Here is a 17,586-nt window from a genome sequence, read left to right as displayed (position 1 = left end):
TCGGCGGCGCCCGTTGGCGCAGGGTGGGCAACGCCGCGCCTTCACGGCGGCCAAGGCGATGCCTTGACCGCCTTACGGGACAGGTGCCGGGTTCACTCTCCGCGCCAGCCGGCTTAGGCTGTCCATTACAGAGCTCATGAGGTACCGCGCCATGCCTGCCCACTCCCTCTCCATGCCCACGCCCGATCAGGCCCTGCCCGGTCGCTCCACGCCTATGCCGGTGCCGGAACGCCACCGGGTGCTGGGCCATCCTCTGCGCGGTCCGTTTCCGGCTGGCCTGCAGCAGGCGGTGTTCGGCATGGGCTGCTTCTGGGGCGCCGAGCGGCGCTTCTGGCAGCTACCCGGCGTCTGGACCACCGCCGTGGGCTATGCCGGCGGCCTGACGCCCAACCCCACCTACGAGGAAGTGTGCAGTGGCCTGACCGGTCATGCCGAGGTGGTGCTGGTGGTGTTCGATCCGCAACAGGTCGACTACGACACCCTCTTGCGGGTGTTCTGGGAATCCCACGATCCGACCCAGGGCATGCGCCAGGGCAACGACATCGGCACCCAGTACCGCTCGGTGATCCACTGCCACGGCGACGAGCAACTGGACGCCGCCCGGGCCAGCGGCGATGCCTTCGCCCGCGCCCTGGCCCGCGCCGGATTCGGGCCGGTCAGCAGCGAGATCGTCGCAGCGCCGCCGTTCTACTACGCCGAACCGGAACACCAGCAGTATCTGGATCGCTATCCCCACGGATACTGCGGGCTGCGCGGCACCGGGGTGTGCCTGCCGTAATCAGCCGCCGAAGCTGCGCGCCAGGCTCTGCACCTGTTCCCGGTGCTCGGCGATCAGCGCCAGGCGGCCCTGCTCGTCCAGCCGGTTGTCCGGCTCGGCAAGCTTGCGCCAGGCGGACAGCTCGGTGAGCGGCGGCAGCCCGCTGTTCGGCTCGCGCTGCAGCCTGGCGTGGTACAGCGCCAGGTTCACCACGTCGATCACCTGCAGGCGTGCTCCGCTGTCGCGTTGCCAGTCGCCGGCCTGTTCCAGCACGGCGATGTACTCCGGCTCCACGCCCCAGCGCTTGAGCAGCAGCAGGCCCAGCGAGCGGCCGAACTCGTGGCACAGCCGGCGGTAATGCTCCAGGCTCACCGGTTCGCGGGTGTCCATGAAGGCGGAAAGCAGCACCAGGTTGCCCACGTCGCTGAGCAGGCTGGCCAGCAGCGCCTGTTCGGGCACCACCCCACCCAGCTCGCGGGCCAGCACCGCGCTGGTGCTGGCCTTGAGCACCAGGTAGCGCCAGGCATCCATGTACAGCAGCTTGTAGGTCGGGTTGTGCAGCACCGCCAGGCTCTTGAGGCTGTGGGCCATGGTGATGCTGCCCACCTGGCGCAAGCCCAGCAGGCTGATCGCCTCGCGCAGGCTCTGGGTCGGCTTGGCGCGGCGGTACAGGGCGCCACTGGCATGTTTGATGAGCAGCGCCGCCAGGCCGGGATCGCGGCTGATCAGCCGCTCCAGTTCGGCCTGGGTGGTTTCCGGGCGCGACAGCGCCGAGCGGATCTGCAGGGTGAGCTGCGGGAGGCTGGGCAGGGTTTCCTCGCCCTTCATCATCGCGGCCACCAGGCTCCGATAAATCGTGTAATCACTGCTCATGACAATCAACGCTCGGCAATCAGCCAGTCCAGGGTCCACCCGCCCTGGCTCTGCCCCAGGGTCTGGGCCAGCCAGGGCAGCAGTTCGCGCAGTTCCTCCTCCAGGCCCCAGGGCGCGTTGCTGATCACCAGCCCCGAGCCGGTGAGACGCTCGGCGTCGTCCGGGTTGTGCACGTACAGCTCGGCACGCAGCAGCTTGGGCGCCCCACTCTTCTCCAGGCGCTGGTAGAAGCGCTTGAGCTGGCGGCGGTCCTTGATCGGGTACCAGATGGCCACGATGGCCTGACGCATGCGGCCGTGGGCCTCGTCGAGGGCCTGCACGCAACGCTCCAGCTCGTCCGGTTGTTCGAATGGCGGGTCGATCAGCAGCAGCACGCGCTTCTCGCGGGTCGGCAACAACGCACGCGGCACGAACCAGCCTTCGCCACGGTGCACGGCGACGCGACGGTCGCCGCGCATGTTGTCCTTGAGCAGCTCACCGTCCGCCGGGTGCTTCTCGTTGAGGTGCAGGCGGTCCTGCTCGCGGCTGAGCACCCGGGCCAGCTCAGGCGAACCGGGGTAATGGCGCAGCTCGCCGTCAGGGTTCATGGCACGCAGCACGCCCAGGTAGTCATCCAGCAGGGCCGGCACGCTCTGGGCCTGCCACACGCGGCCGATGCCCTCCAGCCATTCGCCGGTACGGCTGGCCTGGTCGCCACGCAGGTCATAGAGCCCGACCCCGGCGTGGCTGTCCAGGTAGGCGAAGGGCGTGTCCTTGCGCGTGATCAAGGCGATCAGCCGCGCCAGGGTGACATGTTTGAACACATCGGCATGGTTGCCGGCGTGAAAGGCGTGACGGTAGTTCATGGGTCGGGACTCCTGGGGTGGCGCAGTTTAACAGGCCGCTGCCAGGCCCGGCGCATCCGAACGGTCCGCCACCGCCGCGCATGACAACAAGAAGAATGGAGACGATCCCGATGCTGACCCTGCTGCGCTTCCTGCCGCTGCGCCTCACCCTGACCGCGCCGGTCATGCTGATCGCCGTGTTGCTGATCCTCGTCATCCTCTGGCAACTGGCCTTCGTCAACCAGCCGGCCGCGCGCCTGGCTGCCCGGTATGGCACGGCCAACCGCATGGCCGACCAGTTGCTGGTGGCTGCCGCCGAGCAGGCCCGCGAACGCGGCCTGGGCGCGGCGCTGCTCAGCCGCCTGGCCGAAGGCGACGGCGATCCGGCACTGGCCGGGCGCCTGCCGAACCTGCGCGCCCAGGGTGATGCGGCCCTGACCCAGGCCCTCGCGCTCGGCGAGGAGCTGGCGGACGACTCGCTGCGCGCCAGCCTGGACCAGGTGCACGCCGCCTGGATCGCGCTCCGCGAGGCCCGCCGGCGGATCGATGACAGCGCACCGGGCCAGCTGGCCATTCCGGCGTCCGAGTGGGTGGCGACAGCCACCGCGCTGATCGACAGCGCGGCGCGGCTGCGCGATACGCCGTTCCTGCCGAACAGCGCGCTGCAAAGCGCCGCGTTCAAGAACACACAACTCAAGCAGGCGGTCTGGCTCGCCTCCGAATACGCCGGCCGCGAGCGCGCCCAGCTGGCCATGGCGATCGCCAGCGCTCGGCCGCTGCCGGAGGCGACCCGTCAGGAACTGCTCGGCTTTCGCAGCATCGTCGAGCGCCAGCTGGCCTACCTGCGCGACGTCGGCCTGCCCCTGCTGCGCCAGGGCGCCGACAGCGGCATCGACGGCGCCTGGGCGCGGGTGCAGGCGGAGTTCGTCGAGCGCTTCGGCGCCGCGCGCGAGCGGGTGTACGCCGGCGCCGCCAGCGGCGCCTACGAGCTCGACGACCAGCAATGGCTGACGGTGTCGACCGCCGGCATCGACAGCCTGCTCGCCCTGGGCCAGGCCATCAGCCGCAGCGCAGCGGCGGACACCGACGCGGCCGCCGCCGAGACCCGTTACAACCTGTGGTTTTCCCTGGTGCTGCTGGCCGGCGTGGTGATCCTCACCCTGGTGCTGCACCTGCTGGTGCGCATGGTCGGCCTGCGCCTGCACCAGGCGGTGAGCCTGATCCAGCAGGCCGAGCGCAGCAACGATCTCAGCGTGCAGCTGGACGAGCGCGGCCGCGACGAGCTGGCGCTGCTGGGGCGGGCCTACAACGCCATGCTGGCACGCTTCAGCGACCTGATCCGCGCCGTGCGCGACGCTACCCAGGACGTCAGCCACGGCGCCCACCAGGTCGCCGCCGCCGCCACGCAGGCCGAACGGGGCGTCAGCCAGCAGCGCGAATCGCTCACCCAGCTGGCCACCGCCATGACGCAGATCGTCGCCGTGGTCCAGGAGGTCGCCATCAACACTGCCGAGACCGCCCAGGCCGCCCGCGACGGGCACAGCGAGGCGGACAGCGGCCGCGCGGTGGTGATCCAGACCGCCGAAGGCATCCAGTTGCTGGCCGCCGAGATCGGCGCAGCCGCCGAGGTGATCCGCACGCTGCAGCACGACAGCGACGACATCGGCCGGGTACTGGACGTGATCAACGAGATCGCCGAGCAGACCAACCTGCTGGCGCTCAACGCGGCCATCGAGGCAGCCAGGGCCGGCGAGCAGGGCCGGGGCTTCGCCGTGGTGGCCGGCGAGGTGCGCGACCTGGCGCAGCGGGCCAGCGCCTCCACCGGGGAGATCCGCACGATGGTCCTGCACCTGCAGGAACAGGCCCGCCAGGCGGTCGGCGGCATGGCGGTCAGCCACCGCGAGGCCGGGCAGAGCGTCGAGCGCACCCGCGAAGCCAATGCCGCGCTGGAGCGCATCGCGGCGGCGGTCAGCACCATCAGCCACATGACCCGGCAGATCGCCACCGCCGCCGAGGAGCAGGCCAGCGTCACCACGGACATGCAGCGCAACATCGACACCATCGCCGAGGTGGCCGAGCAGAGCACCCGCGCCGCCCGGCAGACGGTGGGCGCGGCCAGCGAGATCCGCGACCAGATGGAACACCTGACGCGGCTGGTCGGCCAGTTCAAGGTGGGCAGCGCCTAGGGACGGAACCGCAGCCGCTTTGGCGGGAGCGGACTTGTCCGCGAGCTTATTGTGGCGGCCGGCTAGGGGCGGCCGGCCAGGTGCGGCCGCCGCCAAAAGCTCGCGAATGAATTCGCTCCTACGGGTCCGTGCAGGCCTGGCGCCCGTGCAGCAGCTCGCGCAGCCTCTCCAGGGCCGGATGGGGAGCGGCGTCGCGGCGGCGCACCAGCAGGGTCGGCGCCGCCGCCAGCTCCGCGTCGATCGGCTGCCAGGCCACCAGCTGGCCGCGCGCGTGGCTTTGCAGCAGGCTGCGCGGCAGCAGGCCGATGCCCATGCCGGCGGCGATGCCGCCGAGGATCGCGTCGATCGAACCGTAGCTCTGCCGCGCGGCGATCTGCAGCGATTGCCGCTCGCTCCAGCGTTCCAGCCGCTCGCGGTAATGACAGCCGCTGGGAAAGCCGAGCAGGGTCACCGGCGACTGCGCCAGCATGTCCAGCTGCGCGCGCGCTGGCAGCACGAGCACCAGTTCCTCGCGCCAGACCTCTTCGCCCACCAGTTGCGGATGGCTGTAGGGCCCGCCGATCAGCGCGGCATCCAGGCGCCCGGCCAGCACCTCGTCGATCAACTGGCGGCTGGCCCCGGTCAGCAGGCTGAGGCTGACCCGCGGCGCCTCGCGGTGGAAGGCGGCGAGCACTTCCGGCAGGCGCACGGCGGCGGTGGTCTCCATGGAACCCAGGCGCAGCTCGCCGCTCCAGGGGTCCTCGTGCACGCAGCTCCACACCTGCCGGCACAGCTGCTCCAGCTGCTCGGCGTGCGGCAGCAGGCGCTCGCCGGCGGGGGTCAGGCTCAGGCGCTGGGCCTGGCGGCGAAACAGGCTGACGCCCAACTGCTCTTCCAGCTGGCGCAGTCGGGCCGAAACGTTGGACGGCACGCAGTGCAGGCTTTTCGCCGCGCCGCTCAGCGAGCCGGCGCGACTGATGGCCAGAAAGTGCCGCAGCAGATAGGGGTTGAGGCGTTCCCAGGTAGCCAAGGGGTTTCATCCGGAGTGAAAGCGAGGCTCAGGATTTTTCACTAACGATCCGCACCGGGCAACCGCTATGGTGACGACCGTGGTTGCCCAAGGACGTACAAGAACATGCCAGCCGCTTCTCCCCGCCAGATTTTCCTTGCCCTGTTCGCCGGCAGCGCCGCCCTGGTCGTTGTCCACGCCCTGGGTCGTTTCGCCTATACCCCGCTGCTGCCCCACCTGCTTGCCGACGGCCTGCTGAGCCTCGAACAGGGTGCGCGGCTCGCCACCTGGAACTACATCGGTTACCTGCTCGGCGCCCTGCTCGCCCTGCTGCTGGCCGCGCCGCAGCGCCTGCGCATCGCGCTGCCGCTGGCGTTGCTCGGCAACGCCGCCATCACCCTGGCGCAGGGCGCCTGCGAGGACGTGTTCGGCCTGCTGCTGCTGCGCCTGGCCAACGGCATCAGCAACGGCCTGGTGTTCGTGCTCGCCCCGGCGCTGGTGCTGGAATGGCTGGCGCAACGTGGCCGCGCCACCCTGAGCGGGCTGGTGTACCTGGGTTTCGCCGCCGGCCTGCTGCTCACCAGTTGGCTGGCCGAAGCGCCCGCCGAGTGGCTGCGCGGTGCGGCGCGCTGGTGGCCGATGGCCGCACTGGCGGTGCCGCTGGCGCTGCTCAGCTGCCTGTTGCTGCTGCGCCTGCACATCCCGCCGGCCGCGCCGCGCGGCGATGCCACCCCGCCGTCGAGGCGGCTGTTCGACCGCGCCAGCACGCCGCTGTTCATGGCCTACGCCGGCGCCGGGCTGGGCTACATCCTGCCGATGACCTTTTTGCCCACGCTGGCCAACCAGTTGCTGCCGGTGGGCGATCCGCTGATCGGCCAGGTCTGGCTGTGGACCGCCTTCGCCTGCCTGCTCTCCGTGCCGACCTGGAACTACCTGGGCGCGCACCTGGGCGATCGCGGCGCGCTGTTCGGCACCTACGTGCTGCAGGGCATCGGCTGCGCGGCGCCGCTGCTGCTGCCGAACGCCACCGGCGTGCTGCTCTGCGCGGCGCTGGTGGGCGGCGGTTTCATCGGCAGTGTGCTGCTCACCCAGCGCCTGGCGCGCAGCCTGCAGCCCCATCAGGGACCGCGCCTGTCGGCCGCGCTGATTGCCCTGTACGGCGGCGCGCAGCTCTCTGGCCCGTGGCTGGCCGAGCTGTGGCTGCAGGCCGGCGGCACCCTGGTGCAGAGTTTCGCCCTGGGCCTGGGCGCCTTCATCTGGTCGCTGGGCTGGATGTGGGCGGTGCCGGGTCCTTCCACCCTTCGCTCGCAAGGAGCTTTGCAACGATGAACGCCCTGACTTCCCTGCTCGGCTGCCGACTGCCGATCCTCCAGGCCCCCATGGCCGGCTCCCAGGACCACCGCCTGGCCGCCGCCGTCTGCCAGGCCGGCGGCCTCGGCGCGCTGCCGGCGGCGCTGCTTGCCCCCGAGGCGCTGGATGCCGAGCTGGGCAAGCTCCGGGCGCTCACCGATCAGCCCTATAACGTGAACTTCTTCGCCCACACGCCACCGGCCCCGGACGCTGCGCGCGAGCAGCACTGGCGCACGCTGCTGGCGCCCTTCTACGCCGAGTTCGGCGTCGATCCGGCGAGCATTCCCGACGGCCCGGGGCGCCAGCCGTTCAGCGCGGCGATGGCCGACATCGTCGAGCGCCATCGGCCGGCGGTGGTCAGCTTCCACTTCGGCCTGCCGGCACCCGAGTTGCTCGATCGCGTCAAGGCCAGCGGGGCGCGCATCCTGTCCAGCGCCACCACGGTGGAGGAAGGCCTGTGGCTGCAGGCGCACGGCGTCGACGCGGTGATCGCCCAAGGCCTGGAAGCCGGTGGCCATCGCGGCCACTTCCTGTCCGCGGACCTGGGTCGTCAGCTCGGCATCTTCGCGCTGGTGCCGCAACTGGTGGATGCCCTGGACGTGCCGGTAATCGCCGCCGGCGGCATCGCCGATGCGCGCGGCGTGCGCGCCGCCCTGGCCCTGGGTGCCGCCGGTGTGCAGGTGGGTACCGCCTACCTGTCCTGCCCGGAAGCCGGTACCAGCGCCCTGCACCGGGCCGCCTTGGGCAGTCCGGCGGCCCGTTACACCGAGCTGACCACGCTGTTCAGCGGCCGGCCGGCGCGCGGCATCGTCAACCGTCTCATCCAGGCCCTGGGCCCGCGCCCCGAGGGCATTGCCCCGTTCCCGCTGGCCGGCAACGCGATCGGCCCGCTGCGCGCCGCGGCGGAGCGCCAGGGATCCGCCGCCTGTTCGCCGCTGTGGGCCGGTCAGCATGTCGGCAACACGCAGGGGTTGCCGGCGGCCGAACTGACACAGCGGCTGGCGGGCGGACTCGACCGCTGAGGCGCATTTTCGTCATGGCCCTCAAATTGCATTAAGCGCTTGATATTCGAGGGCTTATTGACATAGCGTCGCTCTTCGAAACCCGACACAGTCAGACGAGAAGGAGCGACGCCTTTGGACGCCAGTAACATCAACGCCCTGTTCTTCATTGGCGCGCTTCTGGTGGCCAGCAGCATCCTGGTGAGCTCGTTCTCCACCCGCATCGGCATCCCGGTGCTGGTCATCTTCCTGGCCGTGGGCATGCTGGCCGGCGTCGACGGCATCGGCGGCATCGTCTTCAACGATTACTCACTGGCGTACCTGGTCAGCAACCTGGCGCTGGCGGTGATCCTGCTGGATGGCGGCATCCGCACCCGCGCCGCCACCTTCCGCGTGGCGTTGTGGCCAGCCATGTCGCTGGCCACCGTCGGGGTGATGATCACCGCCGGCCTGACCGGCATCGCCGCCGCCTGGCTGTTCAACCTGACCCTGCTGGAAGGCCTGCTGATCGGCGCCATCGTCGGCTCCACCGACGCCGCGGTGGTGTTCAACCTGCTCAACGGCAAGGGGCTGAACGAGCGGGTCGGCTCCACCCTGGAAATCGAATCGGGCAGCAACGACCCGATGGCGATGTTCCTCACCGTGTCGCTGATCGCCATGATCGCCACCGGTGAAGCCGATTTCGGCCTCGGCTTCCTGGTCAGCCTGATCCAGCAGTTCGGCCTGGGCATCGTGCTGGGCCTGGCCGGCGGCTGGCTGCTGCTGCAGCTGATCAACCGCATCGAGATCGCCAGCGGCCTGTACCCGCTGCTGGCGGTGAGCGGCGGCATCATGATCTACGCCATCGCCAGCGCCATCGGTGGCAGCGGCATCCTCGCCGTGTACGTCTGCGGCCTGCTGCTGGGCAACCGGCCGATCCGCAACCGCCACGGCATCCTGCACATGTTCGACGGCCTGGCCTGGCTAAGCCAGATCGGCATGTTCCTGGTGCTCGGCCTGCTGCTGACGCCCAGCGAGCTGCTGCCCATCGCCGTACCGGCCCTGGCGCTGTCGCTGTGGATGATCTTCTTCGCCCGGCCGCTGTCGGTGTTCATCGGCCTGCTGCCGTTCAAGGGCTTCAACCTGCGTGAGCGCAGCTTCATCTCCTGGATCGGCCTGCGCGGCGCGGTCCCGGTCATTCTCGCGGTGTTCCCGCTGATGGCCGGGCTGGAAAATGCCCAGCTGTTCTTCAATGTGGCCTTCTTCATCGTGCTGGTGTCGTTGCTGCTGCAGGGCAGCACCCTGCCGTGGGCGGCCCGCAAGGCGCGGGTGGAAGTGCCGCCGTCGCCGTCGCCGATTTCCCGTACCGGCCTGGAAGTACACCCCACCAGCCCCTGGGAACTGTTCGTCTATCGCCTGGGCGAGAAGAAGTGGTACATCGGCGCGCCGCTGCGCGCGCTGAACATGCCTGCCGGCACCCGCATCGCGGCGCTGTTCCGTGGCCAGCAGTTGCTGCACCCCAGCGGCAGCACCACGCTGCAGGTGGGTGACATCCTCTGCGTGATCGGCCAGGAAGAAGACCTGCCCACCCTCGGCAATCTGTTCAGCCAACCGCCCAAGCGCGGCCAGGACCTGCACTTCTTCGGCGACTTCATCCTCGAAGGCTCGGCCGAGCTGGGCGCGGTCGCCGCCGTGTACGGGCTGAACCTGGGTGAAGAGGCCGGCGACATGCCGCTCGGACAGTTCATCGCCCGGCGCCTGGGCAGCGAACCCGTGGTAGGCGATCAGGTCGAATGGAACGGCCTGACCTGGACCGTCGCCAAGATGGACGGTCCGCGCATCCGCAAGATCGGTCTGAAATTCCCCGAGGGCAGCAAATCCCTGCCGCCGGGGCCGTCCTTCTAGCCAGAGGCCGGCGCGCATTGCGCGCCGGCCCGCCGTTCACCGACCAGCCCATGCCCCTGATTCGTTCGCTGTTCCTCCTGCTACTCGTCTGCCTTCCCCTCCATGCTGCCGAACCGCCCAGCCGGGAGTCCGTCGAGGCTGCCCTGGCGGCCCTGCCGGATCGCAAACTGCCGGAGAGCGAGCAGTTGCAGGTGCAGCAGACCCTGGAACAGACGCTCGCGCAGCTGGCCCGCCAGGACGAGTTGCGCGAGCGGATCAGCGCCCTGGAACGGGAGCTGGCCGACGCGCCCGAGCAGATCAGCGAGGCCCGCCGCGCCTATGAGGAACTGCAGGCCCGGCCACAGAGCGATCCGGCGCGGGAGCAGGCCGGCGCCCAGATCGTCGAGCTGGAGATCATCCTCGACGCGCGCAACCAGCAGCTGACCGAGTGGCAACAGGAGTTGACCGCCGCCAACAGCCTGGTCATCAATGCGCAGACACGTCCAGAGCGGGCACAGACCGAGATCAGCGGCAACCAGGCGCGCATGCAGAAACTGCAGGCAGCCCTCAAGGACGACCGCCTGGACGGCCAGGCGCTCAGCGCCGAACAGCGCGACCTGCTGACGGCCGAGCTGGCCACCCTGACCCTCAGCAATGAATTCAGCCGCCGCGCCCTGGCCGGCAACGACACCCTGCTGGACCTGGGCAGCCGTCGCCGCGAGCTGCTCACCACGCGCATCGAGCGCCTGGAGCAGGAGATCCTCGCCCTGCAGGAACTGATCAACACCAAGCGCCTGGCGCAATCCGAGCAGGCCCGCGAGCAGGCCACCCTTGAAGCCCGCAGCGCCAGCCCGGATCGCCTGATTGCCCAGGAAACCGCACGCAACCTGCAACTGACCGATCACCTGCTGCGCATCACCGATCGCCGCAACGAAGTGACTCAGACCAATCTGCGCACCCGCCAGCGCCTGGAAAGCCTGACTCAGAGCGAACAGGTGCTGGGCGAGCAGATCGAGGCGCTCAAGGGCAGCCTGCTGCTGGCGCAGATCCTCATGGAACAGAAGCGCCGCCTGCCGCAGGTCGCGGTGGATGGCAAGCTGGCGGACGAGATTGCCGACATCCGCCTCTACCAGTTCGAGCTCAACCAGAGCCGCGAGCAGCTGGCCAATCCGCGCGCCTTCGTCGATCGACTGCTCGCCGATAGCGGCGAGCCCGGGAATGAGCAACTGCGCGCCGCGCTGCTGGAACTGATCAACAGTCGCGCCGAACTGGCCGACCGCATGGCGCGCGAGCTCAACGCGCTGCTGGGCGAAGCGGTCAGCCTGCAGCTCAACCAGCGCCAGCTGCGCGACCTGGCCAGCCGCCTGAGCAACACGCTGGAAGAACAGCTGTTCTGGATTCCCAGCCACCCGCCGCTGCAGCCGGACTGGTGGAAGCGCCTGCCCAGCCGGCTGGTCGAGCAGGCGGCGCGCCTGGACTGGCAGGGCGCCCTCGGCGAACTGGCCAACGGCTTGCTGAGCCGACCCTGGGTGTTCCTGCCGCTGCTGCTCAGCGGCCTGCTGATCGCCCGGCGCCAGTTCTGGCAACGCAAGCTGCAGGCGCTGCATGAGGACATCGGCCAGGTGGGGCGCGACAGCCAGCGCCACACACCGCTGGCCATCCTGTTCTGCCTGGTGCAGGCCCTGCCCGTCAGTCTCATGCTGGCGCTGGGCGGCTATGCGCTGCAGATCGACGCCCGCGGCCAGAACGTCCACCTGGGCGCCGCGCTGTATGCCATGGCCGGCGCCTGGCTGGTGCTGTACACCGCGTATCAGATCCTCGCCCCGGGCGGAGTGGCCGAGCGGCATTTCGGCTGGAGCCGCACACAGGTGTCCTTCCTGCACCGGCAGATGCGCTGGCTGGGCCTTGTGCTGCTGATCCTGGTCGGCGTGGTGGCGTTCGCCGAGAACCAGCCGCGCTTACTCGACCAGGACATGCTGGGCGTGCTCCTGCTGCTGGTCGGGTTCGCGCTGCTGAGCTGGCTGCTGGCCCGCCTGATGTTCCAGGGCCCGCAAAGTAGCGAGGCGCCGCCGCTGCGCCGGTTGCTGGGCGCGCTGGTCGCCCTGCTGCCCCTGCTGCTGATGGCGGCGATCTTCGCCGGCTACTACTACACGGCGCTCAAGCTGAGCGGCCGGCTGATCGACACCCTCTACGCCCTGCTGCTCTGGGTGCTGCTGGAAGCCCTGCTGGCGCGTGGCCTGGCGGTGGCGGCCCGGCGCCTGGCCTGGCAGCGCGCGCAGGCCCGCCGCGAAACCGAGGCGCAGACGCCGGAGGGCGTCGACGGCGTGGCGGCGCCCGTCGAGGAGCCCGGGCTGGCCATCGAGCAGGTCAACCAGCAATCCCTGCGGCTGATCCGCCTGGGCCTGTTCGCCGGCCTGCTGGCGGTGCTCTGGTGGGTCTGGGCCGACCTGCTGACGGTGTTCAGCTACCTGGATAACGTCACCCTCTACGAGTTCACCCAGGGCAGCGGCGCCACCGCCAGCCTGCGGCCGATCAGCCTGCTCGACCTGCTGGGCGCGCTGCTGATCGTGGCACTGACCCTGGTGCTGGCGCGCAACCTGCCCGGCCTGCTGGAAGTGCTGGTGCTGTCGCGCATGAGCCTGGCGCAGGGCAGCGCCTATGCCACCACCACCCTCCTGTCCTACCTGATCATGGGCTTCGGCATCGTCACCACGCTGTCCACCCTGGGGGTCAGCTGGGACAAGCTGCAGTGGCTGGTGGCGGCGCTGTCGGTGGGCATCGGCTTCGGCATGCAAGAGATCATCGCCAACTTCATTTCCGGCCTGATCATCCTGTTCGAGCGCCCGGTACGCATCGGCGACCTGGTGACTATCGGCAACGTCACCGGCTCGGTGAACCGTATCCGCATCCGCGCCACCCACATCGTCGATGCCGATCGCAAGGTGGTGGTGGTGCCCAACAAGACCTTCATTACCAGCCAGCTGATCAACTGGACGCTGAGCGACACCGTCACCCGCCTGGTGCTGAAGGTCGGTGTCGGCTATGGCTCGGACCTGGAGCTGGTGCGTCGCCTGCTTTATCAGGCAGCCCACGAGAACGTGCGGGTCATGCGTGACCCCGAGCCGCTGGTGCTGTTCCAGACCTTCGGCGAAAGCACGCTGGACCACGACCTGATCATCCATGTGCGCGAACTGGGCGACCGGGGCCGAGCCACCGACGAGATCAACCGGCGCATCGAGCAGCTGTTCCGCGAGCACGGCATCGAGATCGCCTTCCGACAGGTCGACGTGTTCGTGAAGAACCTGGAGGGGCAGGAAGCGCAGATCGGCCAAACGGCCGTGCTGGGCGCCGCTGGCGCGGCCACCGAGCAGCCGATCCCACCGCCGGCCAAACCCTGAGGTTGCCCATGAAACGCCTGGACCAGTTGCACTTCGACAACCGTTTCGCGCGGCTGGGCGATGACTTCTCCACCGCCGTGCAGCCCGAGCCCATCGCCGAGCCACGCCTGGCCATCGCCAGTGAGGCGGCCCTGGCGCTGCTCGATCTGGACCCGGCCGAAGCGCAGCGGCCGGAATTCGTCCGGCTATTCTCCGGCAATGCGCTGTGGCGCGACGCCGAACCCAGGGCGATGGTCTATTCCGGGCACCAGTTCGGCGTCTACAACCCGCGCCTGGGTGATGGTCGCGGGCTGCTGCTGGGCGAAGTGGTCAACGAGGCCGGTGAGCACTGGGACCTGCACCTGAAAGGCGCCGGCTCGACGCCCTACTCACGCATGGGCGATGGCCGCGCGGTGCTGCGCAGTTCCATCCGCGAATTCCTGGCCAGCGAATACCTGGCGGCCCTCGGTGTTCCCACTACACGCGCGCTGTGTGTGGTGGCCTCGGCGACGCCGGTGTGGCGCGAGCGCAAGGAAACCGCCGCCATGCTGCTGCGCCTGTCGCCCAGCCATATCCGCTTCGGCCACTTCGAGTACTTCTATTACACGCGCCAGCATGGGGCGCTGCGCCAGTTGCTGGACTTCACCCGCGCCAACCACTTCCCGGACTGCGCCGATGACGCGGCGTTGTTCCGCGCGGTGGTCGAACGCACCGCCGAGATGATCGCCGCCTGGCAGGCCTACGGTTTCTGCCACGGGGTGATGAACACCGACAACCTGTCGATCCTCGGCCTGACCTTCGACTTCGGCCCCTACGCCTTTCTGGATGATTTCGACGCGCGCTTCATCTGCAACCACTCCGACGACACGGGGCGCTACAGCTTCGAGAACCAGGTGCCCATCGCCCACTGGAACCTGTCGGCGCTGGCCCAGGCGCTGACGCCGTTCGTACCGGTGGAGGCGCTGCGCGAGACCCTCGGCCTGTTCCTGCCGCTGTACCAGGCGCACTGGCTAGACCGCATGCGCCGTAGGCTGGGCTTCACCCAGGCCGAGGAGGCGGATACAGAGCTGATCCAGCGCCTGCTGCAACTGATGCAGGGCGGCGCGGTGGATTACCCGAACTTCTTTCGCGCGCTGGGCGAACAACCCGCCGAAGCGGCGGTGGGCACGCTGCGCGAGGAGTTCGTCGATCTGGCTGGTTTCGACGCCTGGGCCGCCGACTACTGCGCCCGGGTGGCGCGCGAAGGCGGCTCGGCCGAGGCGCGCCGTGCGCGCATGCACGCGGTGAACCCGCGCTACAGCCTGCGCAACTACCTGGCCCAGCAGGCCATCGAAGCCGCCGAGGCCGGCGACTTCGCGCCGCTGCACGAGCTGCACGCGGTGCTCAGTCGCCCCTTCGAGGAACAGCCCGGCAAGGAGCGCTACACCGAGCGCCCACCGCAATGGGGCAAGCACCTGGAAATCAGTTGCTCGTCCTGATGAAGCAGGTAGGGCGGTCAGCGTTTTTCTGGCCGCTATCAGGTTGCGCGCGGGGGCCATGGTGGACAAGGACAACGTTGTCCACCCTACGGGCTGGTCCAGCCGCCGCTGCAACCACCGGGCGTCACGGCGGGCAGTCCTATTCGATTGCCACGCCGCCGCCAGCCAGCAGGCTCAGCATGGCGAGGAACTCCTCCAGCGGACGGGTCTGGCCATTCAGGGTCACCTGGCCGTCGGCATAGTCCAGACGGGTCTGGAGGGTGTCACCCTGCAGGGTGGCCAGTTCCATGCCCACCGCCATGTCTCCGGCCATCTCGGCCAGCATGTCGGCTTCCATGGCCACCGCCTGCGGGTCGAGGCTGGCATCGAACAGCGCCTGGTAGCCCACCAGGTCGCGAATGCTGGCCTTGGGCAGGTCCAGCTGCAGGTTGAGGCGGGAGACCAGTTGCTGGATCAGCACTTCCGGCGGCAGCGCCTCACCCATCGCCGGCTTGCTCAGGCCCAGCTGCAGGCTCAGGCGACTCTCCGTGTTGGCGGTCTTCAGCGACAGACTGTCCAGGCTGAGGCTGGGCCGGCTGTCGAGCAAAGACTCCAGCGCAGCCTTGAGATGCTGTTCCTGGGCATGGCTGAAGCCCTCATGCTCGGGGTCGCTTTCCAGAGTCTCGGCATAGCTGCCGATCAGGTCCGCCAGTGCAACGATCGCCCCGGCATTCAGGTCGCGGGCACTCCAGTCCATGCGCAACGCGCCCAGCGGCTGCTCCGCATAGCTCAGCCCAGCCAGTTCGAGGGTCAGGTCGGCGGCCAGCAGGTCGTCCGTCTGGCTCAGGCGATCACGCTGGGCCAGCTCGGTCAGCACCAGCGGTTCCAGGCCCGGCCAGTGCACATCCAGCCGCTCGAGCGTCACCGATTGCTCGCCGAGGAACAGGCCGGACGGCCCCTTGTGGCGGTCGAAAACCACCTGCAGTCCCTGCAGGCCCACACGCGTCGGCTGCTCACCGAGGGTGCTGAGCTCCAGACGGTCGAAATGCCCGCTACCCGTCACCTGCTCGGCGGAGCCCTCGAATTCGCCCTGGAAACCGCTGAAGCTGAGGTGTGTCTCGCCGTCGGCGAAGCGCAGCGGCGCAACCTCCAGACGCACGCTGGCCTCCAGGTCGTAGCCCAGCGTGGTCTGGATGCGCAACGGTTCGCCACCTTCGGCCTGCCTGAACCACGGCGCGGTCAGCGCGGTTTCCTCCAGGCGCGTCTGGCTGTGCGACAGCACTGGCAGCAGGCGCAGGGTGCTCAGGCGCGACAAGGGCAGCGGGCCGTGCTCGATGTGCTCGACCAGTACCAGTTCGGAGGCGGGCCATTCGTGGGCCAGTTCGCCCAGGTCAAGCTGGTAGCGGGCGACGCTGGAAAACACCCCGCGCTCCAGGGAGGTCAGGCTGAGCTGCACCTCGCTGCCCGGCAGCTGGCGCGCCAGTTCCTGGTTGGCTTCGGTGATCTTTTCGGGGAGTAGGGTTTCCAGCTGAGTGCCGGTGTACCAGGCACCGGCGGTCACCGCGGCACCGGCCACCAGCAGAACGACGGCGGCTATCCCTGTTTTCTTCATGGTTGGACTCTTCTGTGAGGCGGGGGCCCTGCCCCCGAAAGCGACGGAGGGTGGCCATCTTATCGTCCCTGGAGCCTTCGGCTTGAATACAGCGCTCGTTTCCTGCGCGCCGGACTTAGAACCTCAAGGCATAACTTACAAGCGAAACATACTTGGACGTGCTAAACCCGGCTCGCTAAGGTCGCCGTCGATTTGTGATTGCCCACGGCCCGCCCCCATGAAGATTCGCTCCATCGACCTCAGCGACTCCCCGCTCAACGCGGAGCACACCCGGCTGGGGCTGCCGCCGATCGAGGACACCATCAGCCATCCGGACAACCACCCGGCGCTGCGCATCGCCATGTGGGCGGCCCTGGCAATCCTCGCCAGCCTGCTGTCGGTGCTGGCCTGGCGGCTGTTCTTCGGCGACAACGGCGGGCTGAGCGGCCTGGAGATCATCGACCGCACCCTGCACAGCCCGGCATTCTGGAGTGCCGTGGCGGTCGGCTTTCTCGCCCAGGTGGTGGACGGTGCGCTCGGCATGGCCTACGGCATCACTGCCACCAGCTTCCTGCTCAGCGCCGGGGCCAGTCCGGCGGCGGCCAGCGCCAGCGTGCATATCGCCGAGGTGTTCACCACCGGCCTGTCCGGAATTTCTCACGTGAAGCTCGGCAATGTCAGCCGCCGGCTGTTCCTCAGCCTGCTGCTGCCCGGCATGCTCGGCGCCTTTCTCGGCGCCCTGTTGATCACCCAGTTCGATGGCGCGGTAATGAAGCCTTTCATTTCCGCCTACCTGCTGCTGATGGGCCTGTACATCCTGTGCAAGGCCTGCCGTCAGGTTTTCCAGCGCAAGGCGCCCCGGCATGTCGGCAAGCTGGCGCTGTTCGGCGGTTTCGTGGATGCCGCCGGGGGCGGCGGCTGGGGTCCGGTGGTGACCAGCAGCCTGATCGGCTCGGGCAGCGACCCGCGCACCACCATCGGCTCGGTGAATTTCGCGGAATTCTTCCTCACCCTGGCCAGCGCGGCCTCGTTCATCCTGCTGGCCGGCGAGCCGAGCACCTGGATGATGGTGGCCGGCCTGGTGTTTGGCGGCCTGTTCGCCGCGCCCTTTGCCGCCCTGCTGTGCAGGAAGCTGCCGGCCCGCACCTTGCTGATTGTCGTCGGCCTGCTGATTACCGCGATAAGCGCTTACAACATCTATTCCTCGGTGTTCTAAATCGGCAGAAAACGATCTAGCTCGCCAACGGCTCAGGCTGACTCAGGGCATTGACCGCCCCAGACGGTCTGGCCATGCTGCGCTCCACACGAAAACCAACAAC

At 69.0% G+C, this 17,586-nt stretch carries 12 protein-coding genes and 1 pseudogene; 9 read left to right on the top strand and 4 right to left on the bottom strand.

The genetic code is table 11. From position 1 onward, the window contains the following. The first annotated feature begins 151 nt into the window (after positions 1–151). Positions 152–778 carry a peptide-methionine (S)-S-oxide reductase MsrA gene (msrA, locus tag SF06_RS00335; protein ID WP_234702694.1) on the top strand — a complete coding sequence of 209 codons (627 nt, stop codon included), beginning with the start codon at positions 152–154 and terminating at the stop codon, positions 776–778. Here the strand turns inward: msrA and SF06_RS00330 are convergent, their stop codons facing one another. Together SF06_RS00330 and SF06_RS00325 are read right to left on the bottom strand one after the other, a co-directional pair. Then, a complete protein-coding gene (locus tag SF06_RS00330; RefSeq protein WP_039559218.1) occupies positions 779–1,630 on the bottom strand; it encodes an HDOD domain-containing protein in 852 nt (283 codons plus the stop codon). Positions 1,631–1,635: 5 nt separating this feature from the next. Next, positions 1,636–2,475 (bottom strand): 23S rRNA (adenine(2030)-N(6))-methyltransferase RlmJ, encoded by an 840-nt coding sequence (locus SF06_RS00325; protein WP_027589523.1) that lies wholly within the window; start codon positions 2,473–2,475, stop codon positions 1,636–1,638. Between the two features lie 80 nt (positions 2,476–2,555). On the opposite strand from SF06_RS00325, the pseudogene SF06_RS18920 reads away from it, so the two are divergent. Continuing rightward, positions 2,556–3,767, top strand: a pseudogene (locus SF06_RS18920) (nitrate- and nitrite sensing domain-containing protein); the annotation flags it as partial. Next, complete coding sequence (locus SF06_RS18915; RefSeq protein WP_437123619.1) at positions 3,768–4,640, top strand: methyl-accepting chemotaxis protein; 873 nt, start codon at positions 3,768–3,770, stop codon at positions 4,638–4,640. It begins immediately after the preceding pseudogene. Between the two features lie 118 nt (positions 4,641–4,758). Here the strand turns inward: SF06_RS18915 and SF06_RS00315 are convergent, their stop codons facing one another. Next, positions 4,759–5,649: a LysR substrate-binding domain-containing protein gene (locus SF06_RS00315; protein ID WP_039559213.1), complete on the bottom strand. Its 891-nt coding sequence runs from the start codon at positions 5,647–5,649 to the stop codon at positions 4,759–4,761. Between the two features lie 105 nt (positions 5,650–5,754). On the opposite strand from SF06_RS00315, the gene SF06_RS00310 reads away from it, so the two are divergent. The 5 genes from SF06_RS00310 to selO all read left to right on the top strand — a co-directional run bounded on the left by SF06_RS00310 (position 5,755) and on the right by selO (position 14,697). Next, positions 5,755–6,957, top strand: coding sequence for a YbfB/YjiJ family MFS transporter (locus SF06_RS00310; RefSeq protein WP_052199658.1), 1,203 nt, complete (start codon positions 5,755–5,757; stop codon positions 6,955–6,957). Then, positions 6,954–8,000 (top strand): NAD(P)H-dependent flavin oxidoreductase, encoded by a 1,047-nt coding sequence (locus SF06_RS00305; RefSeq protein ID WP_052199657.1) that lies wholly within the window; start codon positions 6,954–6,956, stop codon positions 7,998–8,000. The genes SF06_RS00310 and SF06_RS00305 overlap by 4 nt, the downstream gene beginning before the upstream one ends. A 114-nt stretch (positions 8,001–8,114) precedes the next feature. Beyond that, complete coding sequence (locus SF06_RS00300) at positions 8,115–9,863, top strand: potassium/proton antiporter (protein ID WP_039559210.1); 1,749 nt, start codon at positions 8,115–8,117, stop codon at positions 9,861–9,863. Between the two features lie 50 nt (positions 9,864–9,913). Continuing rightward, on the top strand, positions 9,914–13,240 hold the full coding sequence (gene mscK / locus SF06_RS00295; protein WP_039559293.1) for a mechanosensitive channel MscK: 3,327 nt from the start codon (positions 9,914–9,916) through the stop codon (positions 13,238–13,240). 8 nt (positions 13,241–13,248) lie between these two features. Next, the gene (selO, locus tag SF06_RS00290) at positions 13,249–14,697 is read left to right on the top strand and encodes a protein adenylyltransferase SelO (RefSeq protein ID WP_039559207.1); all 1,449 of its coding nucleotides are present in this window, start codon (positions 13,249–13,251) and stop codon (positions 14,695–14,697) included. A gap of 139 nt (positions 14,698–14,836) precedes the next feature. On the opposite strand, the gene SF06_RS00285 is transcribed toward selO, so the two are convergent. Further along, entirely contained in the window at positions 14,837–16,288 is a 1,452-nt protein-coding gene (locus tag SF06_RS00285; RefSeq protein WP_039559205.1) for a YdgA family protein, read from the bottom strand. A 217-nt stretch (positions 16,289–16,505) separates the two neighbouring features. On the opposite strand from SF06_RS00285, the gene SF06_RS00280 reads away from it, so the two are divergent. Then, positions 16,506–17,483 (top strand): sulfite exporter TauE/SafE family protein, encoded by a 978-nt coding sequence (locus SF06_RS00280; RefSeq protein WP_027591659.1) that lies wholly within the window; start codon positions 16,506–16,508, stop codon positions 17,481–17,483. The last annotated feature ends 103 nt before the right edge of the window (positions 17,484–17,586 follow it).

The organism is Pseudomonas flexibilis (assembly GCF_000802425.1).
Lineage (GTDB): Bacteria > Pseudomonadota > Gammaproteobacteria > Pseudomonadales > Pseudomonadaceae > Serpens > Serpens flexibilis.
The sequence above is the reverse complement of the archived record's forward strand: the minus strand, read 5'-3'. Positions and strand labels throughout refer to the sequence as shown.

Coding starts and splice junctions, on each gene's coding strand:
- SF06_RS00310 (WP_052199658.1), top strand. CDS start 5,755: ATGCCAGCCGCTTCTCCCCGCCAGATTTTCCTTGCCCTGTTCGCCGGC.
- msrA (WP_234702694.1), top strand. CDS start 152: ATGCCTGCCCACTCCCTCTCCATGCCCACGCCCGATCAGGCCCTGCCC.
- SF06_RS00305 (WP_052199657.1), top strand. CDS start 6,954: ATGAACGCCCTGACTTCCCTGCTCGGCTGCCGACTGCCGATCCTCCAG.
- SF06_RS00285 (WP_039559205.1), bottom strand. CDS start 16,288: ATGAAGAAAACAGGGATAGCCGCCGTCGTTCTGCTGGTGGCCGGTGCC.
- selO (WP_039559207.1), top strand. CDS start 13,249: ATGAAACGCCTGGACCAGTTGCACTTCGACAACCGTTTCGCGCGGCTG.
- SF06_RS00280 (WP_027591659.1), top strand. CDS start 16,506: ATGAAGATTCGCTCCATCGACCTCAGCGACTCCCCGCTCAACGCGGAG.
- SF06_RS00325 (WP_027589523.1), bottom strand. CDS start 2,475: ATGAACTACCGTCACGCCTTTCACGCCGGCAACCATGCCGATGTGTTC.
- mscK (WP_039559293.1), top strand. CDS start 9,914: ATGCCCCTGATTCGTTCGCTGTTCCTCCTGCTACTCGTCTGCCTTCCC.
- SF06_RS00330 (WP_039559218.1), bottom strand. CDS start 1,630: ATGAGCAGTGATTACACGATTTATCGGAGCCTGGTGGCCGCGATGATG.
- SF06_RS18915 (WP_437123619.1), top strand. CDS start 3,768: ATGCTGGCACGCTTCAGCGACCTGATCCGCGCCGTGCGCGACGCTACC.